The organism is Streptomyces sp. JLBJ103, assembly GCF_058215575.1.
The window spans coordinates 1,065,747-1,081,959 of sequence record NZ_CM177089.1 but is presented as its reverse complement, the minus strand read 5'-3'; the positions used below and the strand labels follow the sequence as shown (position 1 = coordinate 1,081,959).

The window sequence follows — 16,213 nt, the reverse complement described above, 5'->3', positions numbered from 1 at the left end:
TCAGCTCTCCTTGGGCTGTTCTTCCAGGGCCGCCTCGGACAGCAGCCGTTCGGTGACGTCGGGGTCGAGCGCGGCCAACTCGGCGGCGAGTGCGCCGAGTTCATCGCTCTCGCCGCCCCCGCCGGACCGTTCGTCCTCGTCACGGGCGTCCAGCCGCCGCTGGATGAGCGCCGCCAGCGCGGCCGGGGTCGGTTCGGCGAGCACATCGGCCAGCGGCACCTCGACGGAGAAGAACTCCCGCACGTCCGACAGCAGCCGGACGATCAGCAGCGAGTCCCCGCCGAACTCGAAGATGTCCCCGTCCACGGGCATGTCCTCAGCTCCCAGCGCGTCCCGCACCAGCCGGGCCACCTGCTCGGTGAGCCCACCGGACTCCGGGTCCACCGCCTCCTCGCCGAGCGCCGCGGCCCCCGCGCTCGGGCGGACGATCCGCTCGTCGCGCACCCACTGGTCAAGACGGTGGGCGATGTCCCAGGTGGAGACCGCCACATGGGAGACATCGCGCAGCGACAGCAGTCTGCGGATGGCCTCCAAGCCCTCCTCGGGCTGGATCGCCTTGTCGTCCATGCTGCGGCCGATCGCCGAGATGGCTCGCTTCTCGTCCTGGTGGTGCTGCCACACGTCCCAGGCCGCGCTGATCCACACGGTGCGGTCCAGGCCCCGGTTGGCCCGTTCGGCGGCGGCGTCCATGAAGTGGTTGGCCGCGCCGTACGCCAGCAGCCGCAAGCCCCCCAGCACCCCGGCCAGCGAGGAGAGCATCAGACAGAAGTCCACCGGGTGGTCGGCGAGCACCTCCTCCAGCGCGATCTGGCCATGGGCCTTGGGCACGTAGTGCCACTGGCACTGCTCCACACTGGCGCTGGTCAGCGCGCGGTCCCACTGCTCGCTGGGCAGACCCGCGGCATGGACCACGCCGTGCAGCGCACCGTAGTGCTCCGCGACCCGCTCCACCGCCGCCCGCAGCCCGGCCGCGTCGGCCACATCGGTGTGCACCAGGAGGGTTTCGGCGCCCGCCGCCTCCAGCTCCCGCAACCTCGTGATGCGCAGCGAGGTCTCGTCGTCGTCCTCGTGGCTCTCCAGCCAGGCGTCCCACTCCTCGCGACCGGGCAGCGCCTCACGGGTCAGCAGCGCCAGCCGGGCCCGGGTCTGGCCGTGCAGCCAGCGCGCGATCAGCGAACCGATCTCGCCGAGGCCACCGGTGATGAGGTAGACGCCCTCCTCGCGCAGCCGGGAGCGGGCCTCGGCGGTCCAGTCGGCGCGTACCGGCTCCAGGTCGGCGACCCACCGGCCGCCGCCGCGCAGGGTGACGGCCAGCTCCGGCGGCCGGGCGGAGGTCAGTTCGGCCGCCAGGGTGCGCAGCGAGCGCTCGTCCACGGCCGCGGGCAGATCGATGTGGCGGGCGCCGATGTTGCCGTGCTCCTGGCCGATGACGCGCGCGGCCACCGCCAACGTCACCAGTTCGGCGGCCGGTTCGGGTTCGGCCGGGCTGATGGCGTACGCCCCGGCGCTGATCAGGTCCAGCTGGAGCGATCGGGTCACATCGTGTTTGCTCAACGCCTTGACCAGGGCGATCAGACTGTAGACACCGCGGCGCTGGGCCACTTCGAAGCGTTCGGTGCCACGCTCGGCAGGAAGCGGATCGGTGGACCAGGCGTGCAGTATCCGGCCCGGCAGCCGGTTCTCCGCGAGCAGTTCGCCGATCAGCCGGCTGTGGTCCTCCTCGGAGTCGGGACGCAGGGTGAAGGTGTCCCCCTCCCGTCCGTACGCCTCGCCCGCGACCACGGTCAGCACCTCGCCGGCGACGGTGTGTCCGGCGATCCGGGCGGCGGTGCCCCCGGCGTCGGCGAACAGCAGCACCGGTTCGGCGATCCGGGTCACCTCGGTGTCGAGCGTGCCCACCGCGGGCCGCCACGCCGGTACCGAGAACCACGCGTCCAGCGGCAGTTTGCCCACCCCGCCGGAGCCGGTACCGCCGCCCGCCCCGGTCAGCGTCCCCGATCCGGGCTCGACCCAGTAGCGGGTGGCCTCGAAGGGATAGGTGGGCAGCGGTGCCTTGCGGCGTCCGCGGCCCGCGTAGTAGCCCGCCCAGTCGGGGGTGAGCCCCATCGCCCACAGCCGGCCGAGCGCGGCGGTCAGCGCGGTGAGGTCGGCAGCCGGGTCCTTGGTGCGCGCGGTGGAGGTGACCACCGGGACACCGGTCTGCCGGTCCTGGTGGCGCCGGGTGAAGGTGGCCAGCGTGTGGCCGGGGCCGACCTCGATGAACACCTGGTCGCCCTGGGCCAGCGCGGTGGCCACGTCGTCGGCGAACCGCACGGTGTCCCGCAGATGGGCGCCCCAGTACGCGGGGTCGACGGCCTCCTCGTCGCGGATCCAGGTGCCGGTGCGGTTGGACAGGAACGGGATCCGCGGACGGCTCAGTTCGACCCCGCGCACCACCTCGGTCAGCGGCTCCACGGCCGGGTCCATCATCGCCGAGTGGAAGGCGTGCGAGGTGGACACCTTGCGATGCGGCACACCGTCGGCGGTCAGCCGGTCCGTCAGCTTCCGGACGGCCTCGCGCGGGCCGGCGACGGTGCACACCGCGGGCTCGTTCACCGCGGCCAGCTCCACGCCCTCGCCCAGATACGGCGCCAGCTCCTCGGGGGTGGTCATCACGGACCGCATCACCCCGGCGGGCAGCCCGTCCACCAGCCGTCCGCGCTCGGCGATCACCCGGAGCGCGTCGGGCAGCCGGAACACCCCGGCCAAGGTTGCCGCCACGTACTCGCCGACGCTGTGGCCGATGAGCGCGGCCGGGTGGATGCCCCAGGCCATCCACTGCTGTGCGAGCGCGAACTCCACCGTGAACAGGGCGGGCTGGGTGAGCCGGGTACGGCCCAGGTCATGACGTTCGCCTTGGTAGCCGCGGAGCGCGGGGTAGAGGGCGTCCCGCAGATCGAGGCCGAGATGGGGTTCGAGCAGTGCGGCGCACTCGTCCACCGTGTCGCGGAAGACCGGCAGATGTGCGTACCAGTCCTGGCCCATGGCGGGGTACTGGGCGCCCTGGCCGGGGAGGAGGAAGGTGACCGGGCGGTCGGCGGGGTGGCCGGAATCCTGGAAGACGAACCGCGGATCGGCGGTGCGCAGCGCCTGGACGGCACTCGCCCGGTCCGGCGCGGTGACGACGGCCCGGTAGTCGAAGGTGTGGCGGGTGGTGGCCTGGGTGTAGGCAACGTCGTCCAGCCGGAGGTCGCCGAGTGCGTGACCGGTGTCCTCGGGGGCGGTCTCCTCCAGGGCATCGGCGAGTGCCAGTCGCGCGGTCTCCAGCGCCGCTGGCGACTTGGCGGACACCGGGAGCAGCACCACCGGCGGTGCGGGAGCGGCCCCGTCCGTCGACGCGGCCGCTTCCGGCGCCTCCTCCAGGACGACATGGGCGGTGGTGCCGCCCATCCCGGTGGAGGTGACGGCGCACCGCAACGGACCGTCCCCGCGCCGCCACGGCTCCACCGCCGTGCCCATCCGGAAACGGGTCTCCTCGACCCGGCACTCCGGGTTCCACTCGGTGAAGTGCGGGGTCGGCACCAGCGTCCGGTGGTGCAGCATCAGCACACACTTGATCAGCCCGGCGACACCGGCGGCCGTGCTCAGATGCCCGATGTTGGCCTTGACCGAGCCCAGGGTGAGCGGGGGAGCGCCGTCCACTTGGTAGACCTGCGCGGCGGCGGCGAGTTCGATCGGGTCGCCGATCCGGGTCCCGGTGCCATGCGCCTCCAGATAGCTGACCGAGGCCGGGTCCACCCCGGCCACCCCGAGCGCCTCGCCGAGCACGGCGGCCTGGCCGGAGACACCGGGCGCGGTGAACCCGGCGCGGTCGTTGCCGTCGTTGCCGACCGCCGAACCGCGCAGCACCGCCCAGACGGTGTCCCCGTCGGCGAGCGCGTCCTCCAGCCGCTTGAGCACCACCACCCCGACGCCGTTGCCGAACACGGTGCCGTCCGCGCCCGCGTCGAACGGCCGGACGGTGCCCTGCGCCGAGGCGATGCCGTCGGTCTCGTGGACGTACCCGGCCTCCTGCGGGAAGCGCAGCGCCACCCCGCCGGCCAGCGCCACATCGCACTCCTCCGCCAGCAGGCTCTGTGCCGCCACATGCACCGCCACCAGCGAGGTGGAACAGGCCGTCTGCACCGAGAAGCTGGGGCCGGTGACCTTCAGGTGGTACGAGGCACGGGTGGTGAGGTAGTTGGGGTCGTTGCCCATCAGCGTGGCCATGTCCTGCTGCAACCGGGGCAGCGAACCATTGAAGCCGCGCTCCCCGGTCAGGACGTTGTTCAGCAGGTAGGTGCTGGTCAGCGAACCGGCGAAGATACCGATCCGCCCCGGGTAGACCTCCGAGTCATGGCCGCTGTGCTCCAGCGCCGCCCAGGAAGTCTGGAGGAACAGCCGCAGCTGCGGGTCCATCCGCTCGGCCTCGCGGGAGCTGAGGAAGAAGAAGGACGCGTCGAAGGTGTCCGCGTCCTCCACCAGCGCGGCCCGGCGCACATAGCGGTCACCGGTGAACGTCTGCTCCGCTACCCCGGCGCGGCGCAGTTGCTCCTCGTCGAGGTCGGTGAGGTGGTCGGTGCCCGCGAGGAGGTTGCGCCAGTACTCGGTGTGGTTGCGGGCGCCGGGGAACCGGCAGTCCATGCCGACGACGGCGATCCGCCCGGACAGGGGGGAATCCTCCAGTTGCTCAGTCACGTATGCCTCCTGGGGCAGGGTCGCGGGTCTCACCGAGGTCGCGGGTCCCGCCGTACGGCGGGTGGGGGGAGGGCGGGGCGATCCGGGCACGGACCTCCGAACGGCGGGCGGAGCGTGCGCCGCGGCGGCGCTCACCGCGGTCCCGCCCCGGCGCGGCAGCGCCGGTCGGGGGCGCCGGGGCCGTCCCCGGGCGGGCCGTGGCCCGGTCGATCAGCCGGGCCAGGGCCCGGACGGTCGGCGCCCGGTACAGATCGGTCATGCGCAGCGCGGGAGCCACGGTGCGGGTCAGCCGCTCGTGCACGGCGGCCATCCGCAGCGAGGTGCCGCCCAGATCGAAGAAGTTGTCGTCCGGGCCGGGCCGGGCCACCCCCAGCACCTCCCGCCACGCTGCGCGCACCGCCCGTTCGGCGGGGCTGCCGACGGGCGGTTCGCCGGCTCCGGTGTCCGCCGAGGCGGGCGGGAGCGGAGGGGGGAGCGCCGCCCGGTCGATCTTGTGATTGGCGGTCAGCGGCAGCTCGTCCAAGGGGACGTAGACGGTGGGCACCGCATGGTCGGGCAGAGTGGTCCGCAGGGCCGCGCGCAACGCGGCGGGCTCGGCCCGTGCCCCGTCGGCCGCCACCACGTACGCGGCGAGCTGCCGTTCGCCCAGACCGTCGGTGAAGGGCATCACCACCGCCTCGCGGATCTGCGGCAGTTGCTTGAGCGCGCTCTCCACCTCACCGGTCTCCACCCGGATGCCCGAGATCTTGACCTGGAAGTCACGGCGCCCGATGAGCAGCAGGGTGCCGTCGTCCAGCCGCCGGGCGAGATCGCCGGTGCGGAAGGTCCGCCCGTCCGGCGCCGAACCCGGTGCGAGATACCGGCTGACCACCACGATCTCGCCCTCGCCCGGCCCCTCGACGGTACGGCCCTGGGCGTCCTCCAGCCGCACCTCGGTCTCCGGCACCGGGTCGCCCAGCGGGAACACCCCGGTCGGAGGCCGGTATCCGGGCCCCGCGACCCGCAGCAGCGCACAGGAGCACTCGGTGGACCCGTACGCCCCGGCCACCTGGCACCGCGGCTCGAAGTGGCGCCGGGCGGCGTCCAGATCGGCCAGATGCAGGGTGTCCCCGCCCAGCGCCAGCATCCGCATCGCGGGCAGCCGCACACCACGTCCCGCCATCGCCCGGACCAGCGCCCGGAACACCGGCAGCGTGGAGTGGTAGACCGTCAGCTCCTCGGCGGCCATCCACTCCAGCAGCCCGGTCACCCCGAGCGCCTTGAGGTCCACCGGATACAGGGCCGCGCCGGTCAGCAGGGCGGAGAAGGTGTCCTGGACGGCCGAGTCCCAGCTGTACGCGGACTGGAGCGTCAGCCGGTCCCGGGGGCCGATGGCCAGCCCGTCGGCCCAGGCGCGGGTGTGGTGCAGCACATTGCGGTGCACCTGTGACACCGGCTTGGGGCGCCCGGTGGAGCCGGAGGTGTAGAGGACGTACGCCTCCGCGTCCGGCGCCGCGTGGACCTCCGCCCCCGCCGCCGCGTCACCGCGTGCCACGTCCTCGTACGCCAGTACCGGGTACGCCCCGCTCACCAGCCGTTCCGCGAGCGCGGTGTGCGCGGCGCCGGTGACCAGAGCGCGGACCCCCGCGTCGGACGCCATGAAGCCGAGCCGCTCCCGCGGATACGCGCCGTCCAGCGGGACGTACGACAGCCCGGCGCGCAGGGCGCCCAGCAGCGCCGCGATCATCTCCGCGCCGTGCGAGAACAGCAGGCCGACGCGGTCCCCGGGGCGCAGCCCGGCGGCGCGGAGCGCTCCGCACACCCGGGCGGACCGCTCCTCCGTCTGCCGGTAGGTCCAGCGGACCTCGGGGGTGACCACGGCCGCGCGGCCGGGGTGGGTTCGGGCGACCTCCAGGAAGCGGTGGATCAGGGTCCCGGCGGCCTCGGCGGTGGGGAAGGGGCGGTGGCCGGTGTCCGCGCGGGGCGCGGCGGACGGGCTCGTCATACCGGGCTCCCCTCGTCTGTGCCGTCGTCTCCGTAGGTGAAGATCACGGCGGGGTGGGCGGGGCGCCCGTGCAGATCGGCGTAGACCTCCGCGGCCCGCTCCAGCGGCACCCGGGGCAGTCCCATCCGGGCCGGGCGGATGGCGCCGTCCTCGATCAGGTCCAGGGCGCGCTGGAGGTTCTCGGTGACGGTGCCCTCGCCTTCCGGCGCACCGGCCTCGGTCAGCCCGCGGGCGTAGGAAGGATCGCGGTAACCGGCGCCGCAGCGGGCGGCGTAGCGGATGTCCAGGTTGCCCAGCTCCACACTGAAGTCGATCCGCGCCGAGAAGCGGCCCACCCCCACCAGGCGGGGTCGGCCCGGTGCCCGGCCCGCCCAGCGGGCCGCGGCGGCGAGGGTTTCGCCGGCCTCCCCGGTGCCGCACAGGAACACGCAGCGGCCGCCCTCGGGCAGCTCCCCGGCCTGCTCGTCGCCGTCGAAGAAGTCGCGGCGGGAGTGGGCGGGGAGTCCCAACCCGGCCGCCGCGCGCGCCCGTTCCGGACGCAGGTCCAGCACGGTGGTGCGATGGCCCTGGGCGGCGGCGATCTGGGCCACCAGCAGTCCCACCATCCCCGCGCCGACCACCGCGGTCTCGTCGCCGGGGCGCAGCCCCGCCCGGTCCATGGCGTGCACGGCGGTGGCGGCCAGATTGGCCACCACCGCGTCGGCCAGGTCCATTCCGTCCGCGACCCGGCGGCACAGCCGGTAGGGCACCGTGACCACATCGCCGTGCACGGCCTCGCCCCAGCCCATCGCGGTCACCCGGTCCCCGACGGAGAACCCCGGCGCCCCCGGCCCGACGGCGTCCACCACACCGGCCGAGCAGTAGCCGAGCGGCAGCCCCTCTCCGGTGCCCGACCAGCGCTCCAGATAGTGCAGTTCGGTACCGGGGCTGACCAGGCTGTACCTGGCCCGGATGCGCAGCTCGCCGCGGCCGGGCGGACCGCTGCGCACCGTGACGGTGTCCGGCAGCGCCCGCTCTCCGGCCACCAGCCGCCGGGAGGTCAGCACCGGTACCGCGGTCGTGGGCGTCATCGGCCCTCACCCCGCTCCGCGGTGTCCCGCGCGGGCTGGTCCGGGGCGGCGATCCACCGCTCGTCGGGGATGATCTCCAGCTCCTCCCGGTGGTGCGGAATGGGCCCGGCCGGTATGGGCGCGCCGGAACGCTCGTACGACGCCCGCCGATTGCGCTTGCGCTCCAGCCCGAGGTTGAGCCCGCGCAGCTCCACCGGCCGGAACGAGAGCAACCCGTGGGAGTCGGCCGCGGCCACCGCCCTCGCGCCGCTCGTGGTGCGGACGAACACCCGCCCGTGTTTGGGCTGTTGGACGCCGTTGACACTGGCGGCGAAGATATTGGGGTCGCCGTCGCTGACACTCACATCCGCCAGCCCCGACATCCAGTCGCCGCAGGCCAGACAGCGGTGTGTCTTGTTGCCCGCGAAGTCGCGCACCGCCTGCCAGAACGGCACCTGGTGCGTCTCGCCGTCATCGGTGCGGATGGCGATCTCGCCGGGGTAGTCGCCCTCGCGGTAGCGCAGCCGGACCACCGAATCCACCGGAACGTGGGCGCGTTGCTCGATCACCGAGGCGGTGCCCTCGGGGCGGGTGTTGGAGGAGCAGGCGGGCTCCATCATCAGCACCACGTGGTCGCGGGCCCAGCGCCCCGCCGCGGTGTCCATCGCCTGGAGCTTGCGCATCGCCTGGATGTGACAGGCCACTCCGGTGAGCGCCACCATGGCGTCCGGCTCGGACTCCATGACCGTACGTAACGCCCCTAAATACGGCGCCAGTTGATAGGTCGACTGGGCGGTCTCGGTCAGCTCGGCGGGGTCCCGGACCAGCCGGGGGGCGGCCCGCCACGGCTGCTCCGGGTCACGTCCCATCGACAGCGCCACATCCGCGCCCAGCGCCACCAGCGCCGTCTGGAGCAGTGCGCTCAGGCTGCCGCCGCTCGCGGACGCCTCATACAGATCGGCGGAGAGCGCGTGTCCGGCCAGCACCTCCGAGAAGACGCCGGTCCAGCGCTCCTCGGGGGTACGGGTCCGGCCGAACAGCCGCTCCTCGGAAGGCGGGGTGGCCGGGTCGGCCCCGGGGCATACGGTGAGGCAGTCGTTGCAGGTGCCGCAGTCGGACGCGGTCCAGGCCGGTTCGGTGAGCACCGGCTCGAGACCGTCGAAGCCGATCACCCCAGGCGGACAGGCGAGTTGGCACGCCCCGCAGACGGTGCACAGGTCGGACTCGAGAACGTCCTTCGACAGCTGCGCGAAGGTCATGGCCGGTCCCCCTCCCCCTCGTCGGCCGCGGCGACCGCCGCCGCCAGCCCCTCGGCCAGGAACCGGTACTCGTGTTCCGCCAGCAGCACCGGGGGGACGATCTTGATGGTGGCGCCTTCGGGGCCACCGCCGAACAGCAGCAGCCGCCCGCGCAGCGCCGCGTCTCTGACGGCCTGCGCGAGCGCCGGATCAGGGCGGCCGTCCGGCACACAGTCGAAGGCCGCGAGTGCCCCGGCCGTGCGCACCGCGGCCATCCAGGGGAAGCGCACGGCCAGCTTCGCCAGGTCGGTGGCGAGCCGGTCACCCAACTCCCGTGCCCGGCTGGGTACGTCCTCCGTGATCACGGTCTCCAGCACCGCTTCGGCCGCGGCACAGCTGAGCGGTGAGCCGGAGAACGTGGAGGTCTGCACCCCGGCCGGAAGCGCGTCCAGCACCGCGCGCTCACCCACCACGGCGCCGATGGGGAACCCGTTGCCCAGCGTCTTGCCCACGAGGGTCAGATCGGGGGTCTCGGCCATCAGCTCGGCGGTGAACATCCGCCCCGCCCGGCCGAGTCCGGTGTAGATCTCGTCCAGCACCAGCAGAGCGCCCCGGGAGTGCGCGGCTCGGGCGATCTCGTCCAGCAGCGCCGGCGGAACGCTCAGCAGCCCCTCGGTGACCTGGATCGGCTCCAGGACCACGGCGGCGGTGCCGCCGAGGCGGTCCGTGGTGTCCAGCGCCTCGTCCAGGCTCGTCCGCAGGGCGGCCACCGCCTCGGGGCCGTCGGGCCGGGGGGCGCGCATATCGGGCAGGGTGGCGGTGACCACCGTGTTCGACGGCAGTGCGCTGTACTCCTTGAACTCCGCGCGCCAGGTGAGCCCGAGGGCCCCGGCGGTCTTGCCGTGGTAGCCGTGGGTGAAGCCGACCACCGCGCGATGGCCGGTGGCCGCGCGGGCGATCTTCAGGGCGCTCTCGACCGCCTCCGCTCCGGTCACCGTGGGCAGGACGGCCGGGGCCCGGTACGGGCTGAGCCCGCCCAGCCGCCGTACCATCCGGGTGCGTACGTCCGAGCCCAGCTTGCAGCCGGTGTGCACCAGCCGGTTCAGCTGGGCGGTGGTGGCCGCGACCACCGCGGGGTGCTGATGGCCGAGGGTGGCCGCGCCGCTTCCCGATGTGGCGTCGAACCACCGGGTGCTGTCCTCGGCGGTCAGCCAGGGTCCCTGGCCGGAGTGGAAGGCCGGGCCCAGGGTGGTGCCGGTCGACCGGGCCTCTTCCGCCGGTGTGTGCTGCGAGCTGTTCATACCGTGGCGACCTCGGTGATATCCGCGCCGACGGCGCGTTGCACCGCGGCGAAGTCGGGGAAGGACGTGCGGTGGCAGCCACCGCCGAGCACGGTGGTGCGCCCGGGGAGGCTCATGGCCAGGGTGGCGGCAGCCATGGCGATGCGGTGGTCCTCGAAGCCGGGGACCGCTCCCGCGCTCAGTGGCGCGCCGCCGGTCACCCGCAGTCCGTCGTCCGCCACCTCCACGCGGGCGTCGAACGCGGAGGCCATCCGCGCGGTGGTGGCCAGCCGGTCGGTCTCCTTGAACCGCAGTTCCTCGGCGCAGCCGATCCAGGAGGTGCCGGGCAGCCGGGCGGCCACCACGGCGAGCAGCGGGACCTCGTCGATCAGCGCGTGCAGGGTGGCGGGGTCCTCGACCCGTACCGCGGTGACCCCGTCGAGACCGCCGCGGGCCACGATGGTGCCGACCGTCTCCCCGCTGGAGCCGGGGCGGGTGTCCTCATAGGCGAGGTCCGCGCCCGCGCGGCGCAGCACCTCGAAGAAGCCGAGACGGGTGGGGTTGAGACAGACGCCCGGTATCCGCAGCTCACCGCCGCCGTGGCCGAGCAGGTGCGCGGCCACCGGATAGGCGGCCAGGGAGGGATCGGCGGGGATGTCCAGGACCGGCGGCACGGTGTACCCGTCGCCGTCGTAGCGCACCGCTCCGGGGGCTTCCGTCAGCCGGGCGCCGAAGGCGGTGAGCATCCGCTCGGTGTGGTCCCGGGAGCGCACCGGATGGCGGATCTCCACCGCGAGCCGCGCCGCCACCGCGGCCAGCAGAACACCGGAGCGGGCCTGTGCGCTGCCCACCGCGAGGTCCACCGCACCCGGACGCCGGACCGGTGCGCGGACGAGCACCGGAAGCTGCCCGGTCGCCGCCAAGTACCGTATGTCCGCGCCCAGTTGCACCAGGGGGGTGACCAGCCAGTCCATCGGCCGGTGGCGCAGCGTCCCGTCCCCGTCCACCACGGCGGTCCGCCCCGTTCCGGCGAGCAGTCCGATGAGCAGCCGGGCCGCCGCGCTGGAACCCCCGGTCTCCAGATACGGCACCTCCCGCGGCCAGATGGCCACCTCGGGGTGGGGGCGGACCGGCTGCGGCACGGGGGAGGCGCCGTGTTCCACGGTGAGGGTGTCGCCGTCGGTGTGTGTCCGCAGCCCCAGGGCCCGCAGCGCGGGGAGCAGGGCGCGGACGGCACCGCCGAGGTTGGCCCCGCGCAGGGCGAGCCGGGACGGGGCTCCGGGGAGCAGCGCGGCCAGCAGGGCGCGATGGCTCACCGACTTGTCGCCCGGCACTTCGACGGTGAGCGCGGCCGGGTGGGGGGAGGTCCGCGTCCCGTCCACGACGAGGTCCGCCGACAACGTTGTGGGCTGGTCGAAATCCTGCACCTCAGGCACCAAAGGACTCCAGCTCGCAGGGGGAAAGAGGGAAGCACTCTCGAAGGCTTGCGGAGTTACCCGCGCACAGCGGCACCAAACCGGTGGGCGGGACAGGTGAATTGGGGGGTATGTAGCCGGACGGTGAACCGGCTCTTGACGCACGACCTGCGTGCCAAAAATTTCTCTCATACGTTCTTGCGCCCGTCAACATCATTGGCCGGAAGCGCCCCGTTGTGTGGCAGGCTCACGCTATGCATGCAAAAGGGCGAGGTCAGGGCGCGAAAGACGGCTCCGGTGCGGCAACTCGGCGCTCTGGGTGCAGCGATCAAGGGTATGGCCATGTACCTCGTCCAGCGGGCCTGACTGGCCGAAATGCATAACCGTCGTGGCCCGTGGCAATAGCGGAATCCCTCATTACAGAAAACCGGAACTCTGGTGTGCATGCACCACGAACTGATCGCCAACCGGCCGGGTCACCAGACAGAATGAGCCATACATGTGAAGCGCCCAGAGACTCTTTCGCCGCTTCCGCTATGGAGCGGGTACTGTCGCCCCCATGGCTGATCCGGTCTCTGGCCCCATCCATGCCCTCTGCGACCGCTATGTCGACGACTACGCCGCGCTCGACCCCAATGCCGCGACCCACCTGGGCGTCCCCGGTCATGACGACCGGCTCACCGACTACTCACCCGAAGGCCACCGGGCGCGTGCCGAGCTCCATGCCGCGACCCTCCGCGCCATCCGGGCCGCCACGCCGCGGGACGACTCCGACGGCCGGGCCGTGGCGGGCAGGGCGCACGCGCCCGCGGCGATCCGAGTGGCCGAGCCGACCCGGGTGACGAGATAGCCGGCCCGCCCGGTCTCCACCGTTCCGGTATGACCTCATCGACGGACCCGCAGACCCCCGACACCGGCACCGCCGCCGTCGCCCGGCCGCGGCTGGTGACCCGGGCGCTGCTGCTGCGCTTTGTGACGGTGATCGGCGCCTCGGCGAGCTTCTTCCTGCTGCTGTCGGTCGTCCCGCTGTACGCCAAGGAGTCGTCCGGCGGCGGCAGCAACGCAGCGGGCCTGGCCACCGGCGCGCTGATGCTGGCCACGGTGGCCGGGGAGCTGATCACCCCGCGGTTCGTCACCCGCTACGGCTATCGCGTCTCGCTGGCGGTGGGTCTGGTGCTGCTCGGCGCGCCCGCGCTGGTGCTGACCGCGTTCGACAGCATCGGGTGGATCGTGGCGGTCTGTCTGCTGCGCGGATTCGGTTTCGCCCTGACGGTGGTGGCCGGCGGCGCGCTGACGGTGTCTCTGATCCCGCCCGAGCGGCGCGGCGAGGGGATGGCGCTGGCCGGCCTCGTGGCGGGGGTGCCCTCGCTGGTGGGGCTGCCCGCGGGGGTGTGGCTGGCCACTCACGTCGGCTACACCACGGTGGCCGTGACGGGGGCGGTGGTGGCGCTGGCCGCGATCGTCGTGGTGCCGGGGCTGCCCGCCCGGGAGCCGACGCCGGACCGTCCGCTGGGCATCGTCGCAGGGTTCCGTACGCCCGGACTGCTGCGGCCCACCCTGGTGTTCGCGACCACCGCGCTGGGCGCCGGGATCGTGGTCACCTTCCTGCCGCTGGCCGTTCCGTCGACGTACACCGGGCTGGTCGCGGTGGCGCTGTTCGTCCAGCCCGCGGCGTCGACCGCCGCCCGCTGGGCCGCGGGGCGCCACGGCGACCGGCACGGGCCCGCTGGACTGGTGGTGCCCGGTCTGCTCGCGTCGGCCGCCGGAATCCTCGTCACCGCGCTCACCGGCAACCCGGTGGCCGTGGTGGCCGGGGTGGCGCTGTTCGGCATCGGCTTCGGAGTCGCCCAGAACGCCACCATCACCCTGATGTACGCCCGGGTCACGGCCTCCGGGTACGGCACGGTCAGCGCCCTGTGGAACTTCGCCTACGACGCGGGGATGGGCGTGGGCGCCGTGGGCTTCGGGGCGCTGGCCGCTCCGGTCGGCTATCCGCGGGCCTTCGCCCTGACCGCGCTGCTGATGCTCATCGCCTTCCTGCCCGCGTGGCGGGACCGGGCGGTCGACCGCGCGGCCGGATGAGACCGCCCAACAGGGGTGATACGGCCCCGCCGCGGTGCGGCGGCCCGGTCCCGCCCCGGCCTCAGTCGAAGAGATCGGGCTCGCTTCTGACGATCTGGTCGCGCAGTGGCTGGAAGTTGGTCCACGCCATGTCGTCGGTGCCGATGTCCTTCTGGGTCATCAGGGCGGTGTCGTGGTCGATGTGCACGACCTCGCCCGCCGCCTTGGCGAGCAACTGCGCCTGACAGGACCGCTCCATGGTGATGAACCACCAGGCGGCGGCCTCCACATACCGCCCGACGGTGAGCAGTCCGTGGTTGCGCAGGATCACCGCCTTGTGCGGACCGAGGGCACGGGCGATGCGCCGCCCCTCCTCGAGGTCGTCCACCACGCCGTTGTACTCCTCGTAGAGCGCGTGGTCCTCGTAGAAGGCGCAGACGTCCTGGGTGATGGGCTCCAGACGCGCGCCGAGGGCGGAGAACGCCTTGCCGTGGAGGGAGTGGCTGTGGGCAGCGGCCACGACGTCGGGGCGGGCCGCGTGGATCCGGGAATGAATCGCGAACGCCGCCTCGTTGATGTCGTAGCGGCCGTGAACCACCTCGCCGCGGTGGTTCACCAGGCACAGATCGCTGACCCGGATGTGCTTGAAGGACATGCCGTACGGATTGACCCAGAAGTGGTCGGTGTGCTCCGGGTCGCGCGCTGTGATGTGACCGGCGATTCCCTCTTCGAAGCCGAACCGGCCGAACAAGCGGAATGCGATTACCAGGCTCTCCTGGCGGTGGCGCCGCTCTTCCTCGATGTCATCGAATACCTGCGGCAGCCGTAAGCTGAGCCGGTCCCTCGGTATGGGTTTGAGATCGGAAAGACTCACGCAATACTCCACTTCGAATCAAGCTGACGAGTGATGGAGACTCACGATTTTCTCGCACCCGCCGCCGTTCATGTCAAGCAACCCCCGTGACCAGCGGATATCACAGCGCGCCACCAGGACTGATCCCCCGTCGGGAGACCCGGGAGGGTATTGACTTCGATCAGTTCTGAGTTAGGATTCCTGTGACATTCCGTAACTTGGCGTGGAATTGATCCAACGGCACCTCTGAGAAGAGAGTGCCGCCTTGTGCGTGCACGTGTCCAAAAAATGAGGGGATAGTGCGTGTTACCGTCGTCCAAACCGCACCTCGTTCTGGTGGATGCGCCTCCCGGGCCCGGATTGCCGGATATCGTGTCCTCCTTGCGTGGTATGGCCACGTACACCGTTGTCACCCTGCGCTGGGGATCGGCGGCGGAGCAGGCGTTCCGTAATGAACGGCTCGGCGAGCTGGGCCCGGTGGAGACTGTCGACCGCCCCGACCAAGTGATCGACGAGGTGCTTCGGACGGCCGCCGGCGGGACACCGGTGGACGGTGTGCTGGCGCTCAGCGAGATGGTGAGTTATCACGCCTCGGTCGCCGCCGCCGCGCTCGGACTGCCGGGCAACTCCCCGCAGGCCGCGATCCGGCTGCGGCGCAAGGACCTCCAGCGGTCGGCCCTGAGCGCCGCGGGCGTCGGCTGCCCCGCGTTCGCCGTGGTGTCCGACGAGAGCGAGCTGAGGCGGGCCGCCGAGGAGCTGACGTTCCCGCTGATGCTCAAACCGGCCGTGGGCATGGGCAGTCTGTGTGTCACCCGCACCGAGAGCCCGGACGCCCTGGCGGCCGCGTACACGGGTGCCCTGGAGCGTTACGCCACCGATCGACGAGTGGTCGGATCCCGGCCGGTCTTCGTGGTCGAAGAGGTCATCGCCGGTCAGAACTGGCATGACGACGAGCGCATGGGCACTCGGGTCAGCGTCGAGTCCCTCGTGGCCGACGGTGTGATCCACCATCTCGCGGTCACCGACAAGCTGCCGCTGGCTCCCCCGTTCCGCGAGGTGGGGGATGTGATGCCGTCCGGGCTGCCGCAGCGGCGCGTGGACCGGATCCGCGAGGTCACCACGGACGCTCTGCGCGCGCTCGGCGTCACCTGGGGAGCGACCCACACCGAGCTGATGCTCACCCCTTCCGGCCCAGTGGTGATCGAGGTCAACGGCCGGATCGGCGGCGGAGTCGCCGAACTGCTGCGGGCGGCGGCCGGTTACGACGTGCTCCGGCAGCTGGGGCACGCGGCGCTCGGTCGGCGGATCGAGGAGTTCCCGGAGTTCACCGGCCACGCCTTCTACTACACCCCGCAGGCCCCGGAGGGCGAGTTCGAGATCACCAACATCGGGGGTGAGGAGGAACTCGCCGCGCTCCCGGGGGTGCTGGAGGTGGTCCGGGCCAAGTCGCGCGGCGACCGGATGGCGGCGGACGACGGAACGATCGCCCATCCGTTCCGGGTACTGGCCACCAGCCGGGACTTCGCCGATTTCTTCGCCCAGCTCAAGGCGATCGAGGACACCATCACCCTGGAGCTCGCCCCGGTTTCCCCCCACCGGGCCGCGTAGCCGGCGGAG

10 protein-coding genes are annotated in these 16,213 nt (G+C 72.6%); 3 read left to right on the top strand and 7 right to left on the bottom strand.

Translation table 11 applies throughout. From position 1 onward, the window contains the following. From AC4BEG_RS04410 to AC4BEG_RS04385, 6 genes are read right to left on the bottom strand one after another with little or no spacing between them, the layout of a single operon-like run. The gene (locus AC4BEG_RS04410; RefSeq protein ID WP_490704598.1) at positions 1-4,716 is read right to left on the bottom strand and encodes an SDR family NAD(P)-dependent oxidoreductase; all 4,716 of its coding nucleotides are present in this window, start codon (positions 4,714-4,716) and stop codon (positions 1-3) included. Next, positions 4,709-6,700: a non-ribosomal peptide synthetase gene (locus tag AC4BEG_RS04405; RefSeq protein WP_490704597.1), complete on the bottom strand. Its 1,992-nt coding sequence runs from the start codon at positions 6,698-6,700 to the stop codon at positions 4,709-4,711. The genes AC4BEG_RS04410 and AC4BEG_RS04405 overlap by 8 nt, the downstream gene beginning before the upstream one ends. Then, positions 6,697-7,770, bottom strand: coding sequence for an MDR/zinc-dependent alcohol dehydrogenase-like family protein (locus AC4BEG_RS04400; RefSeq protein ID WP_490704596.1), 1,074 nt, complete (start codon positions 7,768-7,770; stop codon positions 6,697-6,699). The genes AC4BEG_RS04405 and AC4BEG_RS04400 overlap by 4 nt, the downstream gene beginning before the upstream one ends. After that, a complete protein-coding gene (locus AC4BEG_RS04395) occupies positions 7,767-9,008 on the bottom strand; it encodes a Coenzyme F420 hydrogenase/dehydrogenase, beta subunit C-terminal domain (RefSeq protein WP_490704595.1) in 1,242 nt (413 codons plus the stop codon). Before AC4BEG_RS04395 ends, AC4BEG_RS04400 begins: the two co-directional genes overlap by 4 nt. Beyond that, positions 9,005-10,288 carry an aspartate aminotransferase family protein gene (locus tag AC4BEG_RS04390; protein WP_490704594.1) on the bottom strand — a complete coding sequence of 428 codons (1,284 nt, stop codon included), beginning with the start codon at positions 10,286-10,288 and terminating at the stop codon, positions 9,005-9,007. Before AC4BEG_RS04390 ends, AC4BEG_RS04395 begins: the two co-directional genes overlap by 4 nt. After that, a complete protein-coding gene (locus AC4BEG_RS04385) occupies positions 10,285-11,703 on the bottom strand; it encodes a 3-phosphoshikimate 1-carboxyvinyltransferase (RefSeq protein ID WP_490704593.1) in 1,419 nt (472 codons plus the stop codon). Before AC4BEG_RS04385 ends, AC4BEG_RS04390 begins: the two co-directional genes overlap by 4 nt. 538 nt (positions 11,704-12,241) lie before the next feature. Between AC4BEG_RS04385 and AC4BEG_RS04380 the strand changes: the two genes are divergently transcribed. Both AC4BEG_RS04380 and AC4BEG_RS04375 read left to right on the top strand, forming a co-directional pair. Then, positions 12,242-12,532, top strand: coding sequence for a hypothetical protein (locus AC4BEG_RS04380; RefSeq protein WP_490704592.1), 291 nt, complete (start codon positions 12,242-12,244; stop codon positions 12,530-12,532). Between the two features lie 29 nt (positions 12,533-12,561). Next, on the top strand, positions 12,562-13,764 hold the full coding sequence (locus AC4BEG_RS04375) for an MFS transporter (protein ID WP_490704591.1): 1,203 nt from the start codon (positions 12,562-12,564) through the stop codon (positions 13,762-13,764). Between the two features lie 61 nt (positions 13,765-13,825). On the opposite strand, the gene AC4BEG_RS04370 is transcribed toward AC4BEG_RS04375, so the two are convergent. Continuing rightward, entirely contained in the window at positions 13,826-14,617 is a 792-nt protein-coding gene (locus tag AC4BEG_RS04370; RefSeq protein WP_490704590.1) for a class II aldolase/adducin family protein, read from the bottom strand. A gap of 369 nt (positions 14,618-14,986) precedes the next feature. On the opposite strand from AC4BEG_RS04370, the gene AC4BEG_RS04365 reads away from it, so the two are divergent. Next, on the top strand, positions 14,987-16,204 hold the full coding sequence (locus AC4BEG_RS04365; protein ID WP_490704589.1) for an ATP-grasp domain-containing protein: 1,218 nt from the start codon (positions 14,987-14,989) through the stop codon (positions 16,202-16,204). The last annotated feature ends 9 nt before the right edge of the window (positions 16,205-16,213 follow it).